15 protein-coding genes and 2 pseudogenes are annotated in these 15,078 nt (G+C 73.3%); 10 read left to right on the top strand and 7 right to left on the bottom strand.

The features are described 5' to 3' along the window. Nucleotides 1-37 precede the first annotated feature (37 nt). From IE98_RS0128230 to IE98_RS0128215, 4 genes are all read right to left on the bottom strand, one after another. Complete coding sequence (locus IE98_RS0128230; protein WP_030273735.1) at nucleotides 38-706, bottom strand: O-methyltransferase; 669 nt, start codon at nucleotides 704-706, stop codon at nucleotides 38-40. A 100-nt stretch (nucleotides 707-806) separates the two neighbouring features. After that, the gene (locus IE98_RS49465; RefSeq protein ID WP_159401095.1) at nucleotides 807-974 is read right to left on the bottom strand and encodes a hypothetical protein; all 168 of its coding nucleotides are present in this window, start codon (nucleotides 972-974) and stop codon (nucleotides 807-809) included. 113 nt (nucleotides 975-1,087) lie between these two features. Further along, nucleotides 1,088-1,624, bottom strand: coding sequence for a DUF6193 family natural product biosynthesis protein (locus tag IE98_RS45155; RefSeq protein ID WP_159401094.1), 537 nt, complete (start codon nucleotides 1,622-1,624; stop codon nucleotides 1,088-1,090). 384 nt (nucleotides 1,625-2,008) lie between these two features. Continuing rightward, a complete protein-coding gene (locus IE98_RS0128215; protein WP_030273732.1) occupies nucleotides 2,009-2,629 on the bottom strand; it encodes a GPP34 family phosphoprotein in 621 nt (206 codons plus the stop codon). Between the two features lie 213 nt (nucleotides 2,630-2,842). Between IE98_RS0128215 and IE98_RS0128210 the strand changes: the two genes are divergently transcribed. Further along, entirely contained in the window at nucleotides 2,843-3,343 is a 501-nt protein-coding gene (locus IE98_RS0128210) for a DUF1203 domain-containing protein (protein WP_030273730.1), read from the top strand. A gap of 72 nt (nucleotides 3,344-3,415) precedes the next feature. Here the strand turns inward: IE98_RS0128210 and IE98_RS0128205 are convergent, their stop codons facing one another. Together IE98_RS0128205 and IE98_RS0128200 are read right to left on the bottom strand one after the other, a co-directional pair. Then, nucleotides 3,416-4,786 carry an MFS transporter gene (locus IE98_RS0128205; protein WP_030273728.1) on the bottom strand — a complete coding sequence of 457 codons (1,371 nt, stop codon included), beginning with the start codon at nucleotides 4,784-4,786 and terminating at the stop codon, nucleotides 3,416-3,418. Between the two features lie 111 nt (nucleotides 4,787-4,897). Continuing rightward, complete coding sequence (locus tag IE98_RS0128200; RefSeq protein ID WP_030273725.1) at nucleotides 4,898-5,254, bottom strand: ArsR/SmtB family transcription factor; 357 nt, start codon at nucleotides 5,252-5,254, stop codon at nucleotides 4,898-4,900. Nucleotides 5,255-5,657: 403 nt separating this feature from the next. Between IE98_RS0128200 and IE98_RS51185 the strand changes: the two are divergent. From IE98_RS51185 to IE98_RS0128180, 5 genes and pseudogenes are all read left to right on the top strand, one after another. After that, a pseudogene (locus tag IE98_RS51185) lies at nucleotides 5,658-5,855 on the top strand (NUDIX domain-containing protein); the annotation flags it as partial. A gap of 47 nt (nucleotides 5,856-5,902) precedes the next feature. Further along, complete coding sequence (locus IE98_RS51180) at nucleotides 5,903-6,142, top strand: hypothetical protein (protein ID WP_052391067.1); 240 nt, start codon at nucleotides 5,903-5,905, stop codon at nucleotides 6,140-6,142. 200 nt (nucleotides 6,143-6,342) lie between these two features. Next, complete coding sequence (locus tag IE98_RS0128190) at nucleotides 6,343-6,642, top strand: hypothetical protein (RefSeq protein WP_030273723.1); 300 nt, start codon at nucleotides 6,343-6,345, stop codon at nucleotides 6,640-6,642. A gap of 126 nt (nucleotides 6,643-6,768) precedes the next feature. After that, nucleotides 6,769-7,239, top strand: coding sequence for a hypothetical protein (locus IE98_RS48385; RefSeq protein ID WP_030273721.1), 471 nt, complete (start codon nucleotides 6,769-6,771; stop codon nucleotides 7,237-7,239). Nucleotides 7,240-7,286: 47 nt separating this feature from the next. Next, nucleotides 7,287-7,874, top strand: a complete 588-nt coding sequence (locus IE98_RS0128180) for a histidine phosphatase family protein (RefSeq protein ID WP_030273719.1) — start codon at nucleotides 7,287-7,289, stop codon at nucleotides 7,872-7,874. Here IE98_RS0128180 and IE98_RS49460 read toward each other — a convergent pair. Beyond that, nucleotides 7,849-8,133: a hypothetical protein gene (locus IE98_RS49460; protein ID WP_159401093.1), complete on the bottom strand. Its 285-nt coding sequence runs from the start codon at nucleotides 8,131-8,133 to the stop codon at nucleotides 7,849-7,851. The genes IE98_RS0128180 and IE98_RS49460 overlap by 26 nt on opposite strands. Before the next feature lie 72 nt (nucleotides 8,134-8,205). Between IE98_RS49460 and IE98_RS43220 the strand changes: the two are divergent. From IE98_RS43220 to IE98_RS0128160, 4 genes and pseudogenes are all read left to right on the top strand, one after another. Further along, nucleotides 8,206-11,174, top strand: a pseudogene (locus tag IE98_RS43220) (Tn3 family transposase). Nucleotides 11,175-11,297: 123 nt separating this feature from the next. After that, nucleotides 11,298-11,774, top strand: coding sequence for a hypothetical protein (locus IE98_RS0128170; RefSeq protein ID WP_030273717.1), 477 nt, complete (start codon nucleotides 11,298-11,300; stop codon nucleotides 11,772-11,774). 71 nt (nucleotides 11,775-11,845) lie between these two features. After that, nucleotides 11,846-14,107, top strand: coding sequence for a tetratricopeptide repeat protein (locus tag IE98_RS0128165; RefSeq protein ID WP_052391066.1), 2,262 nt, complete (start codon nucleotides 11,846-11,848; stop codon nucleotides 14,105-14,107). Nucleotides 14,108-14,220: 113 nt separating this feature from the next. Beyond that, nucleotides 14,221-14,790, top strand: coding sequence for a recombinase family protein (locus IE98_RS0128160; protein WP_030273713.1), 570 nt, complete (start codon nucleotides 14,221-14,223; stop codon nucleotides 14,788-14,790). Nucleotides 14,791-15,078: the final 288 nt, after the last annotated feature.

Genomic DNA, 15,078 nt, shown 5'->3' with positions numbered 1-15,078 from the left:
CGGCGCCGCGGACGCCGCCCCGCGGGCTGCTCGGTGACTACTCGGTGACCAGGGCCAGCGTGAAGCCGTCGTAGCCCTTGGTGCCGACGGTCTGCAGGGTGGTCGCCGTGAGGCGGGGATGGGCGGCGATCAGCTCGGTGAAGCGGCGCACCCCCTGCACCCGGGGGTCGCTGCTGTCCGCGTCGGTGACCGCGCCGTCGCGCACCACGTTGTCGCCGACGATGACGCTGCCGGGCCGGGTGAGCCTCAGCGCCCACTCCAGGTAGTCGGGGTTGGACGGCTTGTCCGCGTCGACGAAGACCAGGTCGAACGGGCCCGCGCCCTCCTCCGCCAGTCGGGGCAGGGTGTCCAGGGCCCGGCCGAGGCGCAGGTCCACCCGGCCGTCCAGGCCGGCGCGGGCCAGGTTGCCGGCGGCCACCGCGGCGTACCGCGGGTCGGCCTCCAGCGTCACCACGCGGCCGTCCTCCGGCAGGGCCCGGGCCAGCCAGATGGTGCTGTACCCGCCGAGGGTGCCGATCTCCAGGACGGTGCGGGCGCCCACCATCCGGGCGAAGAGGTGCAGCAGCTTGCCCTGGTTCGGGGCGACCTGGTGCGGCGGCAGGCCGGCGGTCTCGCTGGTGGCGTTGGCCGCGAGCAGCGCGGCGTCCTCCTCCACGAGCAGGTGGTTGAAGTAGTCGTCGACGGCTGTCCAGGTCGGTTGCGACATGCGGGGCTCCCTTTCGGCACCGAGTGAGTTCCGAAAGGAAACCTACTGGCCGGGCCGCCCGGCCCGTCGACCGGGGTGGCCGCGGCACCCGCCGGTGCCGCTACGGCGCCACCGTGTCCGCGGCCGGCGGCTCGGGCTCCTCCCCGTCGTCGTCCTCCGCCTTGGCCCGGACGTCCGCCGGGGTGGGAGCCGTGATGCTGCGCTCCTCCGCGGAACGCTCCCGCGTCTCCTCGTCCGGGTGCGCCCGGTCGTCATCGGGTGTGTTCATGGCCTGATCTCCTCCTGGTCCGGTCCTGGTCCGAGCAGGGCCACTGGGCGGCTGCCCCGTTCCCCCGCACCCACACGGGGAAAGGAGGGCGGAGGCTCCGCGTGCCCGGACGCTCACTCCTCGGGAAGCCCGGCGACCACCAGCGCGACGGCCTCCTCCGCGGTCGCGACGGTCGTGACCACCCGCACCGCCCTGCTGCGGACGAGGAAGGACCCGTCGCGCTGCGGGTCGACGGCATGGCCCACCGGCTCGTACGGGCGGGTGGCGGAGGCGGAGAACCAGAGCGTGTAGTGGCTGGTGACGGGCGTCAGGCGGCGCAGCCGCGGCTGCGCGTGGGCGGCCTCCAGCAGCGCCCGGGCGCCGGACGAGCAGGGGTTGGTCGGCGGACTGAGCAGGTAGTGGTCGAGCCGGTGCCACCACTCCAACTCGACGGGGTCCAGGGGCTCCCGTTCGTGGGCGAGGGCCCAGTCGCCGTAGCGGAGGAACGGCGCGGCCACCTCGGCCGCCGCGAGATCGGCGCCGCCCATCCAGGCCGCCACGGCCGCGGCCGCCGCCGCCGGGTCGGCCGTCCGTCCGTTCGCCAGCCAGGCCCCCTGCTTCCGGCAGCAGACCAGGAACTCCGGGGCCCCGCGGAATTGGTGCACGTTCACGCGGCGACCCTGGGCATCGGTGAACGCGGCATGGCCCGCCTGGTTCGGATCGCGCGGGGGCAGGACGATCCCCGCCTCGTCGGCAGCACGCCGCAAGCGGGCCAGGACGGCATCGGCACGGGAGGGTTCGGCGCAGGACGGTTCGGCGCAGGCTGCACGGTCCGGGACTGCGCCCGGGGTGGCGGAGGTCATTCCCCAAGTCTGCAGGGGAATCCGCTCCCGTCACGACCGAATACGAGCGGCCCGCGGCCACGCCCCGCGCAGTGGGCCGCCTCGGTGACGGTCCGTCATGGAGCCCGCGGCCGCGCCCGGCCGACGCGCCGAAGGACACGGCCTCCGTGGCGGTGGCGGCGGACCTCGGCCCCGCCCCCCGGGCGTCCGCCGTCAGCCGACCGCGCCGCGCCAGATGTTGTTGAACGCCGCCTGCTCGATCGCGCGCCGCTGCCGTACCGCGTCCAGCTCCCGGACCGCGTCGTTGACCGCGGCGAGTACGGTCGCCACCTCGTCGTCGGCGATGTCCGGCTGGTCGTCCTGCGACAGTCCGCCGATCCCCACGGCCGCGGCGAGCGCGGTCAGCACCGGCTCGCGCGAGGCCCAGCGGTCCACCGCCGCGCGACGCCCGGCGGACTCGGTCGGAGCCGGAGCACCGGCCTGCGTCCCGTGCGTCCGGTGGAAGAGCGGCCGGCGGACCCGCCCACCGGCCCCGAGGAGGACGGCCGCGTAGGCCGCCGCGAGCCCGCGGCCACGGCGCCAGAGCCAGTCCTCGACCGATTCGAACGGCGGAACCCCGACGAGCGCCGCCGCGGCCTCGCCGAGCAGCCGGTCCGCCAGGGCCGGCGGCCCGAGCGGCAGGATCCGGGTGTCGGCCAGCCGGACGGTCCGCACGTCGAGCAGGTCGATCAACTCGGCCCCGGCGAGCGCCAGCGACAGCTCGCCCTGCTCGGGACGGTGGCCCGCGCCCGCGTCCAGGGCGACGATCAGCAAGTCCTGCGGTGTGGTGTCCATCGGCGGCCCAACGTCCGGCGGATCGGCGGCGGTGCGCGGCACGTGGTGCCGTGCCTGCTGCCAGTCTGCCTCGCCGCGGCCCCCGCCGGAGGCCGATTTCCGGTGCCCGCACCGCGGCCGGAGCCCTCCTGCGCACACGCCCGACCGGCCTCGAACGCGCCGTCGCAATCCCGCCGGTACCTCACCGGCCACCGCGCGATGCTGGTGGACATGATCAGCGCCTACCGACCGCAGCCCATCGCCCCCGCCGTCCTGCGGCAGCTCCGCGACCGCGACGACGCCGGCCGACCGATGAACCCGTACCGGGACGACGAGGGCGGTTCGCCGCTCCGCTGCTGCCTGCGGCCGAGCGCCGTCGGCGACCTCATCGCGCTTGTCTCCTACGCCCCGCTGCGCCGCTGGGCGGCCGAGACCGGCGCCGAACCCGGCGCGTACGACGAGCAGGGACCGGTCTTCGTCCACGCCGAGGACTGCGGCGGTCCGGACCGGGACCGCACCGGCTACCCGTGGGCCCGCCCCGGCGCCCTGCGGGCCTTCCGCCGCTACGACCGCCGCGGACACATCGCCGGCGGCCGCATGGTGGAGCTGACCGAGGACGCCGATGCCTGCTTCGACCGCGCGCTCGCGGAGGCCTTCGCCCACCCGGAGACCGTCCAGGTCCACGTGCGGGCCGTCGAGTACGGCTGCTACCACTTCCGCGTCGACCGGCCGTGAACGGCCGCCGCCCGGCCGGGCGTCAGGACCCGTCGAGGCGGGGCAGCGGCGGGGGCGGGAGCCGTCCGCGGGCTACGGCTCCGTGCGCGCGGGCGTGCGGGTGCGGGGCCAGGCGTGGTGGTGCTCGTCGATGACGTAGTGGTGGCCGTGGCTCCAGGCGCCGGCCGTCGACGGTGCGGCGCCGACGAGGTGCGGGTGGCCGGCCGGCAGGTCGGTGTGCTCGTGCCGGAGCGCGTCGGGGTCGCGCCGCGGCCACAGCACGGCCGCGGCCACGGCCCCGGCGAGCGCGAGCACGCCGAGGGCGAGGGCGGTGACGGGCAGGCCGGCCGCGGCGGCGAGCCAGCCGGCCAGCGGGTACGTCAGCAGCCAGCAGGAGTGCGAGAGGGAGAACTGGGCGGCGAAGGCGGCCGGCAGGTCGGCCTCGCCCGCGGAGCGGCGGATCACCCGCCCGCCGGGCGTGAGGACGGCCGAGCCCGCCGCGCCGACCAGGGCCCAGGCCGCCAGCAGTGCGGACCACGTCCAGCCGCTGGGCGGTGCGGCGGTGACCGCGGCGACGGCGGTGAGGACGGCGGGCATCACAAGGGCGGCCGCCAGCATCACCGCACGGTCGCCCACCCGGACGAGCACGCGCGGCAGCAGCAGTGCGGCGGCCATCGAACCGGCGCCGTACGCCCCGAGCGCGAGCGAGACGTCCCCGGCGGGCCGGTGGAAGTGCTCGCGCACCACCAGGACGGTGTCGACGAAGACGATCGCACCGGCGGCGGCGACCGCCAGGTCCAGGGCGAGCAGCGCGCGGAGCCTGGGCGTGGCCAGGAACAGCCGGGACCCGAACGCGGCCCCGGTGCGGACGCCCGCCGGGCGGTCGACCGGGGGAGCCTTCGGCAGGACGGCGGAGACGACCAGGGCGGCGGAGCCGAGGAAGCCGACGACCGTCCCGGCGAACAGCCAGTCGTAGCTCACCACGGTCAGCAGCAGGGCCGCCAGGGCCGGGCTGAACAGCGACTCCAGGTCGTAGGCGAGCCGCGACAGCGACAGGGCGCCGGTGTAGTCCCGCTCGGCCGGCAGCACCCGGGGGACGGTCGCCTGGAACGTCGGCGTGAACAGCGCGGAGGCCGCCTGCAGCAGGAACACCGTCAGGTAGACCTGCCACACCCGCCCGACGAACGGCAGCGCCAGGGCCGTGCCGGCCCGGGTGAGGTCCGCCGCGACCATCAGGGCCCGCTGCGGCACCCGTCCGGCGAGCGCGCCCGCGACCGGTGCGACCGCCACGTAGGCGACCATCTTGATCGCCAGGGCGGTGCCCAGCACCGCGCCCGCGTCGGCCCCCGCGAGGTCGTACGCCAGCAGGGCGAGCGCCACGGTCGCCAGCCCGGTGCCGACCAGGGCGACGACCTGGGCGGCGAAGAGGTGGCGGTAGGTGCGGTTGCGCAGAACGGACAGCATGGGCCCCGGTCCCTCGCTCGGCTGGGCGCTACCCGGCCATCATAGGCAACATGTGCGTACTCGCGCACATGTTGGGCGTGGAGCCGGTCCCGGAGCCGTCCGCGGCACGCGTCAGTCGTGCGGTGCCAGCGAACCGATCTGGTGGTCGGCGACGTTCAGCGCCTCGTCGACCAGGCGGCGCAGATGGCCGTGGCGCAGCGAGTAGACGACGCGGCGCCCGTCCTTGCGGGTCGACACCAGCCCGGCGAGGCGGAGCTTCGCCAGGTGCTGGCTGACGGACGGCCGGGCGGCCCCGGTCGCCTCGACGAGCGTGGTGACGTCCGCCTCGCCGCGGCCCAGCCGCTCCATGAGGGCGAGCCGGGTGCGGTCGGCGAGCAGGGCCAGGACGGCGGCCGCGACCTCCAGGCGCTCGCCGCCGGAGCGCTGCTGCGAGCCGTGTGCATCTGCGAGCGGCGGGCGTGGATCCATGGGGACATCGTAGGGGCAGCGCCGGGTGCGCAGGTGCGCACGTGTTGCAGCACGCTGCACCGCTCCGGCGGCCACCGCGGCGGCCGCCTCTTCCGCCGGATGCCGGGTGCCCTCCGCAGGGCCCGGCGGGGGAGCACGTCACGCGGGCCCGCGCCGACGGACTGCCCGAGGACCCCTGGCTGCGGGTCCACGTGACGGCAGGGGCAACGTCGTCGAGGTCGCGCCGGCCCCTCGACCGCGACGGTGCGACCGAGGTGCCCGGCGCACCGGTGCCCGTACGGGTCGGCCTCCCCAGGACCGGACCGTCCACGTCGAACCCCGCGTCCGGGTGCATGCCGGTGCGTCGGTCACCGCCCCCGACCGCCCCCTGACGGGGGACGATGCTCCGGAGAGGGGTGGAGACATGGTGCCGATCCGGGTCGGTGCGCTGGTGGTGGCCGACGGCGGGGTGTGTCTGATCCGGCGGGAGCGGCCGGACGGGGTGCAGTACTCACTGCCCGGCGGCCTCGTCGAGGCCGGCGAGGACGCGTTCGCGGCGCTGGACCGGGAACTGCGCGAGGAACTGGGGCTGGAGGCCGCGGCCGTCCCCGCGGCTCCGGTGCTGCGACGGGTGCAGGACCAGGCCACCACCCGCCCGGGTGCGACGGGGTGTTCCGGCGCCGGCACCTGGTCTTCGTCCTCCACCTGCCGCTGGCGGCCCGGGAGGGCCCGGCGGCCGTCGAACTCGACGCCACGGACCGGGCGACGGTGGAGTGGCACGATCCGGTCCGGGCGGCCGGCCTGCACCTCTACCCGGCGGTCGGCAGCGTCCTCGCTCCGGCGGCGGCCCCGGCGACACGTCCGGTACGGCTGTCGCCGATGACGGACGCGACCTACCGCTGGCGCTGACGACCCCTCGGGTTCCCGGGTGCGTGGTGTACCGGGCGTTCGGGGCTCGCGCCGTCCCGCGGGTGCGCTCGCACGCCCTGCCGGCCGGGGCCCGCGCTCCGCGACCATGGACGGACCGGTCCCGACGGGGGATCCGGTCCACCTGCGGGTGCGGCCGGTGCGGGACCGCCGAACCACCACTTCAGGGCAAGGGGACGAACATGGCTGTGGTGATGTCGATGCGCTGGACCGGCGTGACGCCCGAGCAGTACGACGCGGTGCGGGACGCCGTCGACTGGGAACAGGTCCCGGCGGCCGGGGGACAGGTCCACGTGGCCTGGTTCGACGCCGACGGCCTCCACGTGACCGACGTGTGGCACTCCGAGGAGGCCTTCGGACAGTTCCTCGCCGAACGGCTCGCCCCGGCCGTCGAGAAGGCCGGCATCACGGGCGCACCCGAGGTCTCCTTCGCCCCGCTCCACCGGCGCTTCGTCGCCCCGGACGTCACCGGCGCGGAGTAGCGGGCCGACCCGAAGGGGCCTGCTGCCGCACCGGCTTCGCCGGACCCGGTGCGACAGCAGGCCCGGCACGGCCGGGGCCGCGGCGCGGCTTGGTGACGAGCCGATCCGCACCCCAGGATCCGTCCCGTGAGCGACTACTACGACCTCTTCCTGGCCGTCGACCTGGAGCCCGACCTCTCCGAGGCGGCGGTGCGGGAACCGAGGTGGCTGGTGGGGCAGGCGGAGGCTCCGCCGGTGCCGGAGTCGGCCGACCGGGAGACCTGGGGTCACCCCTGGCCGGTCTTCGCCGGAGGGACCGCGAGCCACTCGTTCGACGGGGCGGACACGTCCGTGCTGCTCCGCGCCGTGGCCCGGCCGGGCCCGGCCGGCAGGGCTCCCTGGTCGCTGACCGTCCGGGTCTGCATCCACGAGGACGACTTCGGCATCCTGATGGAGGTCGTCGAGTGGGTCCTCCGGCGGGCGACCACACGGGGGCGGGCGGGGTTCCTCAGGGACTCCGCCCTGGAGGACGTCCGGTACGTGGTGCGGCACGAGAACGGGTTCGAGCTGGTCAACACCCGGACGGTCCGTGGCGGGACCCGGGCGGTGTGGTCGTAGCGGCCCCGGAACGGTGACCCGACGCACCGTCAGCTATCGTCCGTGCCATGGGCGAGCTGATGGTGATCCGACACGGCCAGACCGAGTGGAGCCTGTCGGGCCGGTACGCCGGCCGCACCGACGTGCCGCTGACCCGGGCGGGCGAGGCCTCGGCCGAGGCGCTCGCCCCGAAGCTCGCAGGGCGCCCTCCGACGGCCGTGTTCAGCAGCCCGCTGAGCCGCGCCCTGCGGACGGCCGAGCTGGCCGGCCTGACCGGCGTCCGGCCCGATCCCGACCTGCTGGAATGGGACTACGGCGGCTACGAGGGCCACACCGCGGAGCAGATCCAGCAGGACCGACCCGGCTGGGACCTGTGGCGGGACGGCGTCCTCCCCGGTGACGCCGACCGTCCCGGCGAGACGCTCCACCAGGTCGCCGCACGGACGGACGCGGTGCTGAACCGGATCCGGCCGCTGCTGGACGACGGCGACGTCGCGGTCGTCGCCCACGGACACCTCGCCCGCGTCCTCGCCGCCCGCTGGCTCGGCCTCGACGCGTACGCCGCCAGGCTGCTCGGCCACCCGCACCCGGGCACGCTCGGCTTCCTCGCCACCGAACACGGTCAGCCGGTCATCGCCGCCTGGAACGTTCCCTGACGCCCAGAGCCTGACGGCTGCCCTGTGGCCAGGAACCCGGGAGGGCGGCGAGGGCGGCTTCGGCGGCGCAGGTCCGGGGACGGCCGGGGCCGAAGTGCTCGCGCCAGGCGGTCGCGCAGCGGGTGAGGTGCTCCCGGGGGTCGGCGTCGCGGCGCTGGGCGGCGAGGGCGCTGCCCGGGGTGGTCGCGGCCTCCGGGGCGTTGTGATGGGTCGGTCCGAGCGGCTCGGCGAGTTGGGGTGCCGTTAACGACCGTGTCACCAGCCCCAAATGCGGGTGATCTTTGGCCGTTTGTCCGCGTTGGCCTGGGGTTGTCCGGCATGATGCGGGGCCATGGGGCGGCAGCCGGTAAGCATGGACGAGCTGGTGGAGTACTGGACGGTGCTCGATGACGAGGCGGACCTGGTCGCGGGGAAACGCGGCGGGACCAGGTTGGGCTTCGCGCTGCTGCTGAAGTTCTACACCCGGCACGGCCGGTTCCCCCGGGGCCGGGTGGACTTCCCGGACGAGGTGGTGGAGTTCGTCGCCCGGCAGATGAGTGTGCCCGCCGCCGACTTCGAGTCCTACCAGTGGACCGGCAGCATGATCGAGTACCACCGTGCCCAGATCCGCGAGCACCTGGGCTTTCGGGTGTGCTCGGTGCAGGGCGCGGAGAAGCTGACGGCCTGGCTGGCCGGCAACGTCGCGCACGCCGAGCGGAACGCGGACCGGGTACGCGAGGAACTGCTGAAACGGTGCCGGGAGGAGTTCATCGAGCCGCCGGCATCGGACCGGATCACGAGGATGGTCCGCTCCGCCCTGCACACTGCGGAGGAGACCTGGTTCACCACGGTCTTCGCCCGGCTACCCGAGGAAGTGCGGGAACGGGTGCTGGCCCTGGTGGCGACCGCACGGGAAGCGGCCGAGGACTCGGACGGCACCGAGGACGACCGGGACGAGGAGTCGGTGCTGGCTCTGGTCAAGGCGATGCCGGGCAATGTGAGCCTGGAGTCGATGCTGCGGGAGATCCGCAAGCTGACGGCAATTCGGGCGATCGGCCTGCCAGCGGGGCTGTTCGGGGACGTGGCGCCCAGGGTGCTGACCTCCTGGCGGCAGCGGGCGGTGGTCGAGTCCCCTTCCCACCTTCGCCGACGCTCGCCGGAGTCCGCAGTCACCCTGCTGGCCGCGCTGCTGGTCGAGCGGGAGCGGGAGGTGACGGACTGCCTGGTGGACCTGCTGATCGCCACCGTGCACAGGATCGGCGCCCGCGCCGAGCAGAAGGTGACCAACGAACTGATCAACGCCTTCAAGCGGGTCTCGGGCAAGGAGAACCTGCTGTTCCAGATCGCCGAGGCCTCGCTGGCCGCGCCGGACGGTGAGGTCCGCGAGGTGGTGTTCCCGGCGGTGCGCGGGGGCGAGCAGACGTTGAAGGAGCTGGTACACGAGTACCGGACGAAGGGCCCGGTGTACCGGCGCACGGTGCAGACCACGTTGAAGGCGTCCTACACCAACCACTACCGCAAGGGCCTGATCGAGCTGCTGGGCGTGCTGCAGTTCCGCTCGAACAACTCGGCCCACAGGCCGGTGACCGAAGCGCTCGCCCTGGTCGAGCGGTACGCGAAGGCCGGGAATACCACCTACTACCCGCTGGGCGAGACCGCTCCGGAACACCGGGGCACCAGGGGGCAGTGGGCGGAGCTGGTCTACCGGGCGGACAAGCGCGGCCGACAGCGAGTGGTGCGGATGGTCTACGAGGTGGCCACCTTCCAGGCCCTGCGCGAGCAGCTGCGCTGCAAGGAGGTGTGGGTGGTCGGTGCCGGCCGGTTGCGCAACCCGGACGAGGACCTGCCGAGCGACTTCGAGGCTCGCCGGATCGAGCACTACGGCGAGCTGCGCAAGCCTCTGGACGGCGGGCTGTTCATCGACCAGCTGCGCGGCGAGATGACCCAGGCCCTGGCCACGCTGGATGCGGTGGCGCCGGGCCTGGACTGGCTGGAGATCAAGGAGCGCGCTGCGGGCGCGATCAGGTTCACCGGGCCCGAGGCGCAGGAGGAGCCGCGCAACCTGCGCCGGATCAAGGCCGAGGTGGGGCGGCGCTGGAGCGCGGTGCCGCTGATCGACATGCTCAAGGAGGCGATCCTGCGCACCGGCTGCTTGAAGGCGATCACCTCGGTGGCCGGGTCGCGGACGCTGCCGGAGGAGGTGTTGGCCGAGCGGCTGATGCTGGCGATCCACGCGTACGGCACCAACACCGGCATCAAGTCGGTGGCTGGCGGCGAGCACGGGCACACCGAGGAGGAGATCCGCTACACCCGGCGCCGCTACCTCACCCTGGTGTCGGCCCGCCAGATCGCGGTGGAGATCGCCAATGCCACCTTCGCCGCCCGCGACGCGGGCCTGTGGGGCGCCGGGTCGACCGCGGTGGCCTCGGACTCCACGCACTTCCGCTCCTGGGACCAGAACCTGTTCACCGAGTGGCACTCGCGCTACGGCGGCCGGGGCGTGCTGGTGTACTGGCACGTCGAGCGCGGCTCGGTGGTGGTGCACTCCCAGACGCTTCGGGCCTCCGCCTCGGAGGTCGCCGCGATGGTCGAGGGCGCGATCCGCCACGGCACCACGATGAGCGTGGAGGGTAACTACGTCGACTCGCATGGCCAGTCCGAAATTGGCTTTGGGGTGACGCGGTTGCTCAACGTCGACCTGCTGCCTCGCATCAAGCAGATCAACCGGGTCAAGCTCTACCGCCCGGCGGCCGGGGAGAGCGGCGCCTACCCGAACCTGGCGGCGGCGATGACCCGCCCGATCCGCTGGGAGGTGATCGCCGCGAACTGGGACCAGGTCATCAAGTACGCCACCGCGATCCGCACCGGTACCGCCTCCACCGAGGCGATTCTGTCCCGCTTCACCCGCGCCGCCTACCAGGCGATGCTGGAGATCGGCCGCGCCCAGAAGACCATCTTTGTCGCCCGCTACCTGCGCGACCGCGCCCTGCAGCGCGAGATCGAGGAGGGCCTGAACGTGGTGGAGGCCTGGAACCGCGCGAACGCGGTGATCTCTACGGCAAGGGCGGAGAGATCTCCAGCAACCGGCGCGAGGAGGTCGAGATGGCCGCGCTGTGCCTACGCATCATCCAGGCCAGCCTCGTATACGTGAACACCCTGATGCTGCAGGCTGTCCTGGCCGAACCCGCCTGGGCCGACCTACTCGGGCCGGCCGACCGGCGTGGCCTGACCCCGCTGTTCTGGGGCCATGTCCGCCCGTACGGCGAAGTGAAGCTCGACATGAGCTCGCGCCTGACAATCGGCATCGGCCCAAGGGGCTGAGCCGCCGAGGCGACCGGACCGGCAGCAGCACCTTCGGACGCGTGTTTGCTCAAGACGCTGCTACGGCGCCAAATGCGGCGCTACGGTTCTGCAGACAGCACGATCTGGGGAAGGGACTCGGGGATGCTGGAGCAGGCACTCGTTGCGCTGGCCGCCTCCGGCGGCACCGCGTTGGTCACGGCAGCCGGGACAGACACATGGAACGGTCTGCGGCAGGCGGTGGCCCGCTGGTTCGGCCGCGGCGACGTGCAGCGGGAACAGGCGGAACTGGAACGCCTCGACCAAACCGCGGCTGCCCTCGAAACCACCGAAACGGCCGGGGCGGAAGCGGCACGAATCCGCCAGGAGGCATCCTGGCAAGCCCGCATCGAGGCCGCGCTGGAGAACCTCGCCGGACCGGAACGCGACCAGGCCGCAGAACAACTGCGCGACCTACTGGCACAGCACGCCCCGCAAGGTGGAGTGTTGGCCGCGCCGGGCGGGATAGCGGTTGGCGGAAACATGGAGGTCCACGCCGAGAAGGGCTCCATCGCGGCCGGGGTGCTCTACGGAGGAGCGCACCTCACAAACCCTCAGATGCCGGATCCGTCCCAGGGCTAAACGGACCGGCCACCAACAGTCCAACGCCCGCCAAGGCACGGTCCGCCAATGGCCGGCCAACGAGTGTCACGGTGCATGCCGATGGCGGCAGCATGGCGGTCGGCTATGTCGCCAGCGGCGGCCAAGTCGCGTACTACGCCGCGCCGAGCTTACCCGCCCCATGGCCTTACGCAGTCGGCGCGCTCCCGCCCGCAGCGGACTACTTCCAGGACAGGGCCGAGGCGGCTCGGCTGCGGCAGGTCCTGGCCGGCGGCGGGACGACGGTGCTGCAGTCCCCTGGCACGGTCCCAGCTGGCGCGACCCCTGGCGGTGCGCTGGTGGGCGGGGTGCTGGCCGGGATGGGCGGGGTCGGCAAGACCCAGCTCGCCGCCCACTACGCCCGCACCACCTGGGAGGCGGGCGAGCTGGACGTACGGGTGTGGGTCACCGCCACCGACCGCGCCTCGATCGTCGCCAGCTACGCGTACGCCGCGTACCAACTCCTGGCGACCGACACCGACGACCCCGAGCTCGCCGCGCAGGAGTTCCTGGCCTGGCTCGAACCCACCCCCGGCCGGCCGGCGTGCCGCTGGCTGATCGTCCTCGACGACGTCACCGACCCCGCCGACCTGAACAAGCTGTGGCCGCCGACCGGCCCCACCGGACGGGTGCTGGTCACCACCCGCCGCAAGGACGCCGCCCTGATCGGCCGACACCGTCACCTGGTCGAGGTCGGTCTGTTCACCGTCACCGAAGCCATCGATTACCTCACCCGCGTACTGGCCGATCATGGCAGAACCGAGCCTATCGACCAGCTCACCGCCCTCGCCCACGACCTCGGCCGCCTGCCGCTGGCCCTGGCCCAAGCCGCCGCCTATCTCGTCGACGCCGGCCTCTCCTGCGCCGCCTACCGCACGCTGCTCGCCGACCGCGCCACCACGCTCGCCGCTGTCTCCCCCGACACGCTTCCCGACGGCCAGACCCACACCGTGGCCGCCGCGTGGGACCTGTCCGTCGACCGCGCTGACACACTGCGCCCGGCCGGCCTGGCCAGGCCCATGCTCCAGCTCGCCGCTTTCCTTGACCCCAACGGCATCCCCCAGGACGTGCTGACCAGTGTGCCCGTCCTCATCCACCTCGGGCGCGACCGCGCCAGCGACCACACGGCCGCCACCGGAAAGGTGGCACAGGCCCTGCGCGCGCTGCACCGGCTCAACCTGCGCCGCCATCGCGGCGGCGACCACCCGATCAGCACTGACGAGGCGGTAGGTGCACTGCGCGCGCTGCACCGGCTCAGCCTGATCACCCATACTCCTGACACCCCCCACCAGGCGGTCCGTGTCCACCAGCTCATCCAACGCGCCATGCGCGACCGGCTCGCCCCTGACCAGTACAACCAACTCGCGCGCACCGCCGCAGGCGCCCTGACCGCCGCCTGGCCCAGCATCGATCGCGACACCCAGCTAGCACATGCCCTGTGGGCCAACACCGACGCCCTCACCCACAACGCACAGAATGCCCTCTGGCAACCCGACGCCCACGACGTGCTCTTCCGCGCCGCCCGCAGCCTCCGCGAAAGCGGCCAGGCCAGCACCGCCGGCACCCGCTACCAACACATCGCGGACACCGCCCACCAGCTCCTGGGCCCGAACCACTCCGACACCCTTTACGCCCGGCACGAACTCGCCCGCTGTCTGGGGGAGGCTGGGGACGCGGCCGGCGCCGCAGCCGCCTACGAACAACTGCTGGCGGACCGGGAACGGGTACGAGGTTTGGACCCCGGCACTCTTGTTGCCCGGGCCGACCTCGCCCGGTGGCGGAGGGAGGCCGGGGATGCGGCCGGTGCCACGACCGTTCTCGAACAAGTGCTGGCGGACGCCACCCAGATGCTGGGGCCCCACCACGACACCCCCCTCGGGATCCGGATCACTCTCGCCCAGTGGCGAGGGGAGGCCGGGGATGTGGCCGGTGCCGTAGCCGCCTTCGAGCAGCTGCTGGCGGACACCCTGCTGGTGCTGGGTCCGAACCAGCCTGGCATCTTGATGTGCAGGGCAGAACTCGCCCGGTGGCGGGGGGAGGCCGGGGATGCGGCCGGTGCCGTGACCGCTCTCGAACAAGTGCTGGCGGAGGCCATGCAGCTGGTGGGCCCAGGAAGCGCCGTCACCCTTGGCTGCCGGCACTTCCTCGCCCGGTGGCGGGGGGAGGCCGGGGATGTGGCCGGTGCCGTAGCCGGCTTCGAAGAGCTGCTGGAACACAACGTGCGGGTGCTGGGCCCGCACCATCCCGGCACCCTGATGGCCCGGCGCGACCTCGCCCACTGGCAGAGAGCGAGGGAGAGCGCCGATGACCGGTAACGATCGTTCGCGTTACACGAAGATCGACATGGGGTTCCCGCAGATCAGACGTGTAACGATTCCCGTGTACGCACCTATGTAACGCGTCCCCTTGTTTGCGATACGGTCCGGGCATGAGAATCGGCGTCGCCCGGGTCAGCACCCGCGACCAACACCCCGAAGCCCAGCAGGACGCACTCCGCGCGGCCGGCTGCGAGAAGGTCCTCACCGACAAGGCCTCCGGCAAGCTCGCGCGTCGACCCGAACTCGACAAGGCCCTCCTCATACTGCGCGAGGGCGACCAGCTCGTCGTCACCAAGCTCGACAGGCTGGGCCGCTCCCTAGAGAACCTGATCGAGCTCTCCAACGAGCTGCAGGAACGCGAGGTCGGCCTGGTCGTCCTCGATCAGGGCATCGACACCACCACCCCGGTCGGCCGTATGTTCTTCCAGATCCTCGGCGCAATTGCCGAGTTCGAGCACGCCCTAATGTCCGAGCGCACCATGGACGGCCTGGCCGCCGCCCGCGCCCGAGGCCGGACCGGCGGCCAGAAGCCCAAGCTAGGCCCCCGCCAGGTCCAGCTCGCCCGGGCGATGTACGACTCCGGTGACTACACCGTCCAGCAGATCGCCGATGAGTTCGGCGTCACCCGACCCACCATCTACCGCCACCTGGGCAAGACCGAATCTCTGTCGAAGCAGTAGAACTGCTGTCACAAGGAGCTTCTTGCCGTTTGGGGCTGGTGACACGTTCGTTAACGGCACCCCGAGTTCGACGGCGCTGCGGCCGGCGGCTTTCGGCCCAACGTTCCTGCTCCCCGAGCCGGCCGCTCTCGTCGTGCAGCCCGTGGGCGGGTTCCAGGTCCCGCCGTTCCCCACGGTTCCGTAATGCCGCGAACATGCCCGCTTCCTCACCCGTGCCCGAGGTGGCGATGATCGTACTCGCACGGGCCGGGCCACTACCCCGGGCGGCCCGCACACCTGCGGACGCCT

The sequence above is a fragment of the Streptomyces sp. NRRL B-24484 genome (genome assembly GCF_000717715.1).
Lineage (GTDB): Bacteria > Actinomycetota > Actinomycetes > Streptomycetales > Streptomycetaceae > Kitasatospora.
Note: the sequence above shows the minus strand (reverse complement) of the source record. Positions and strands in the feature narration are given on the sequence as shown.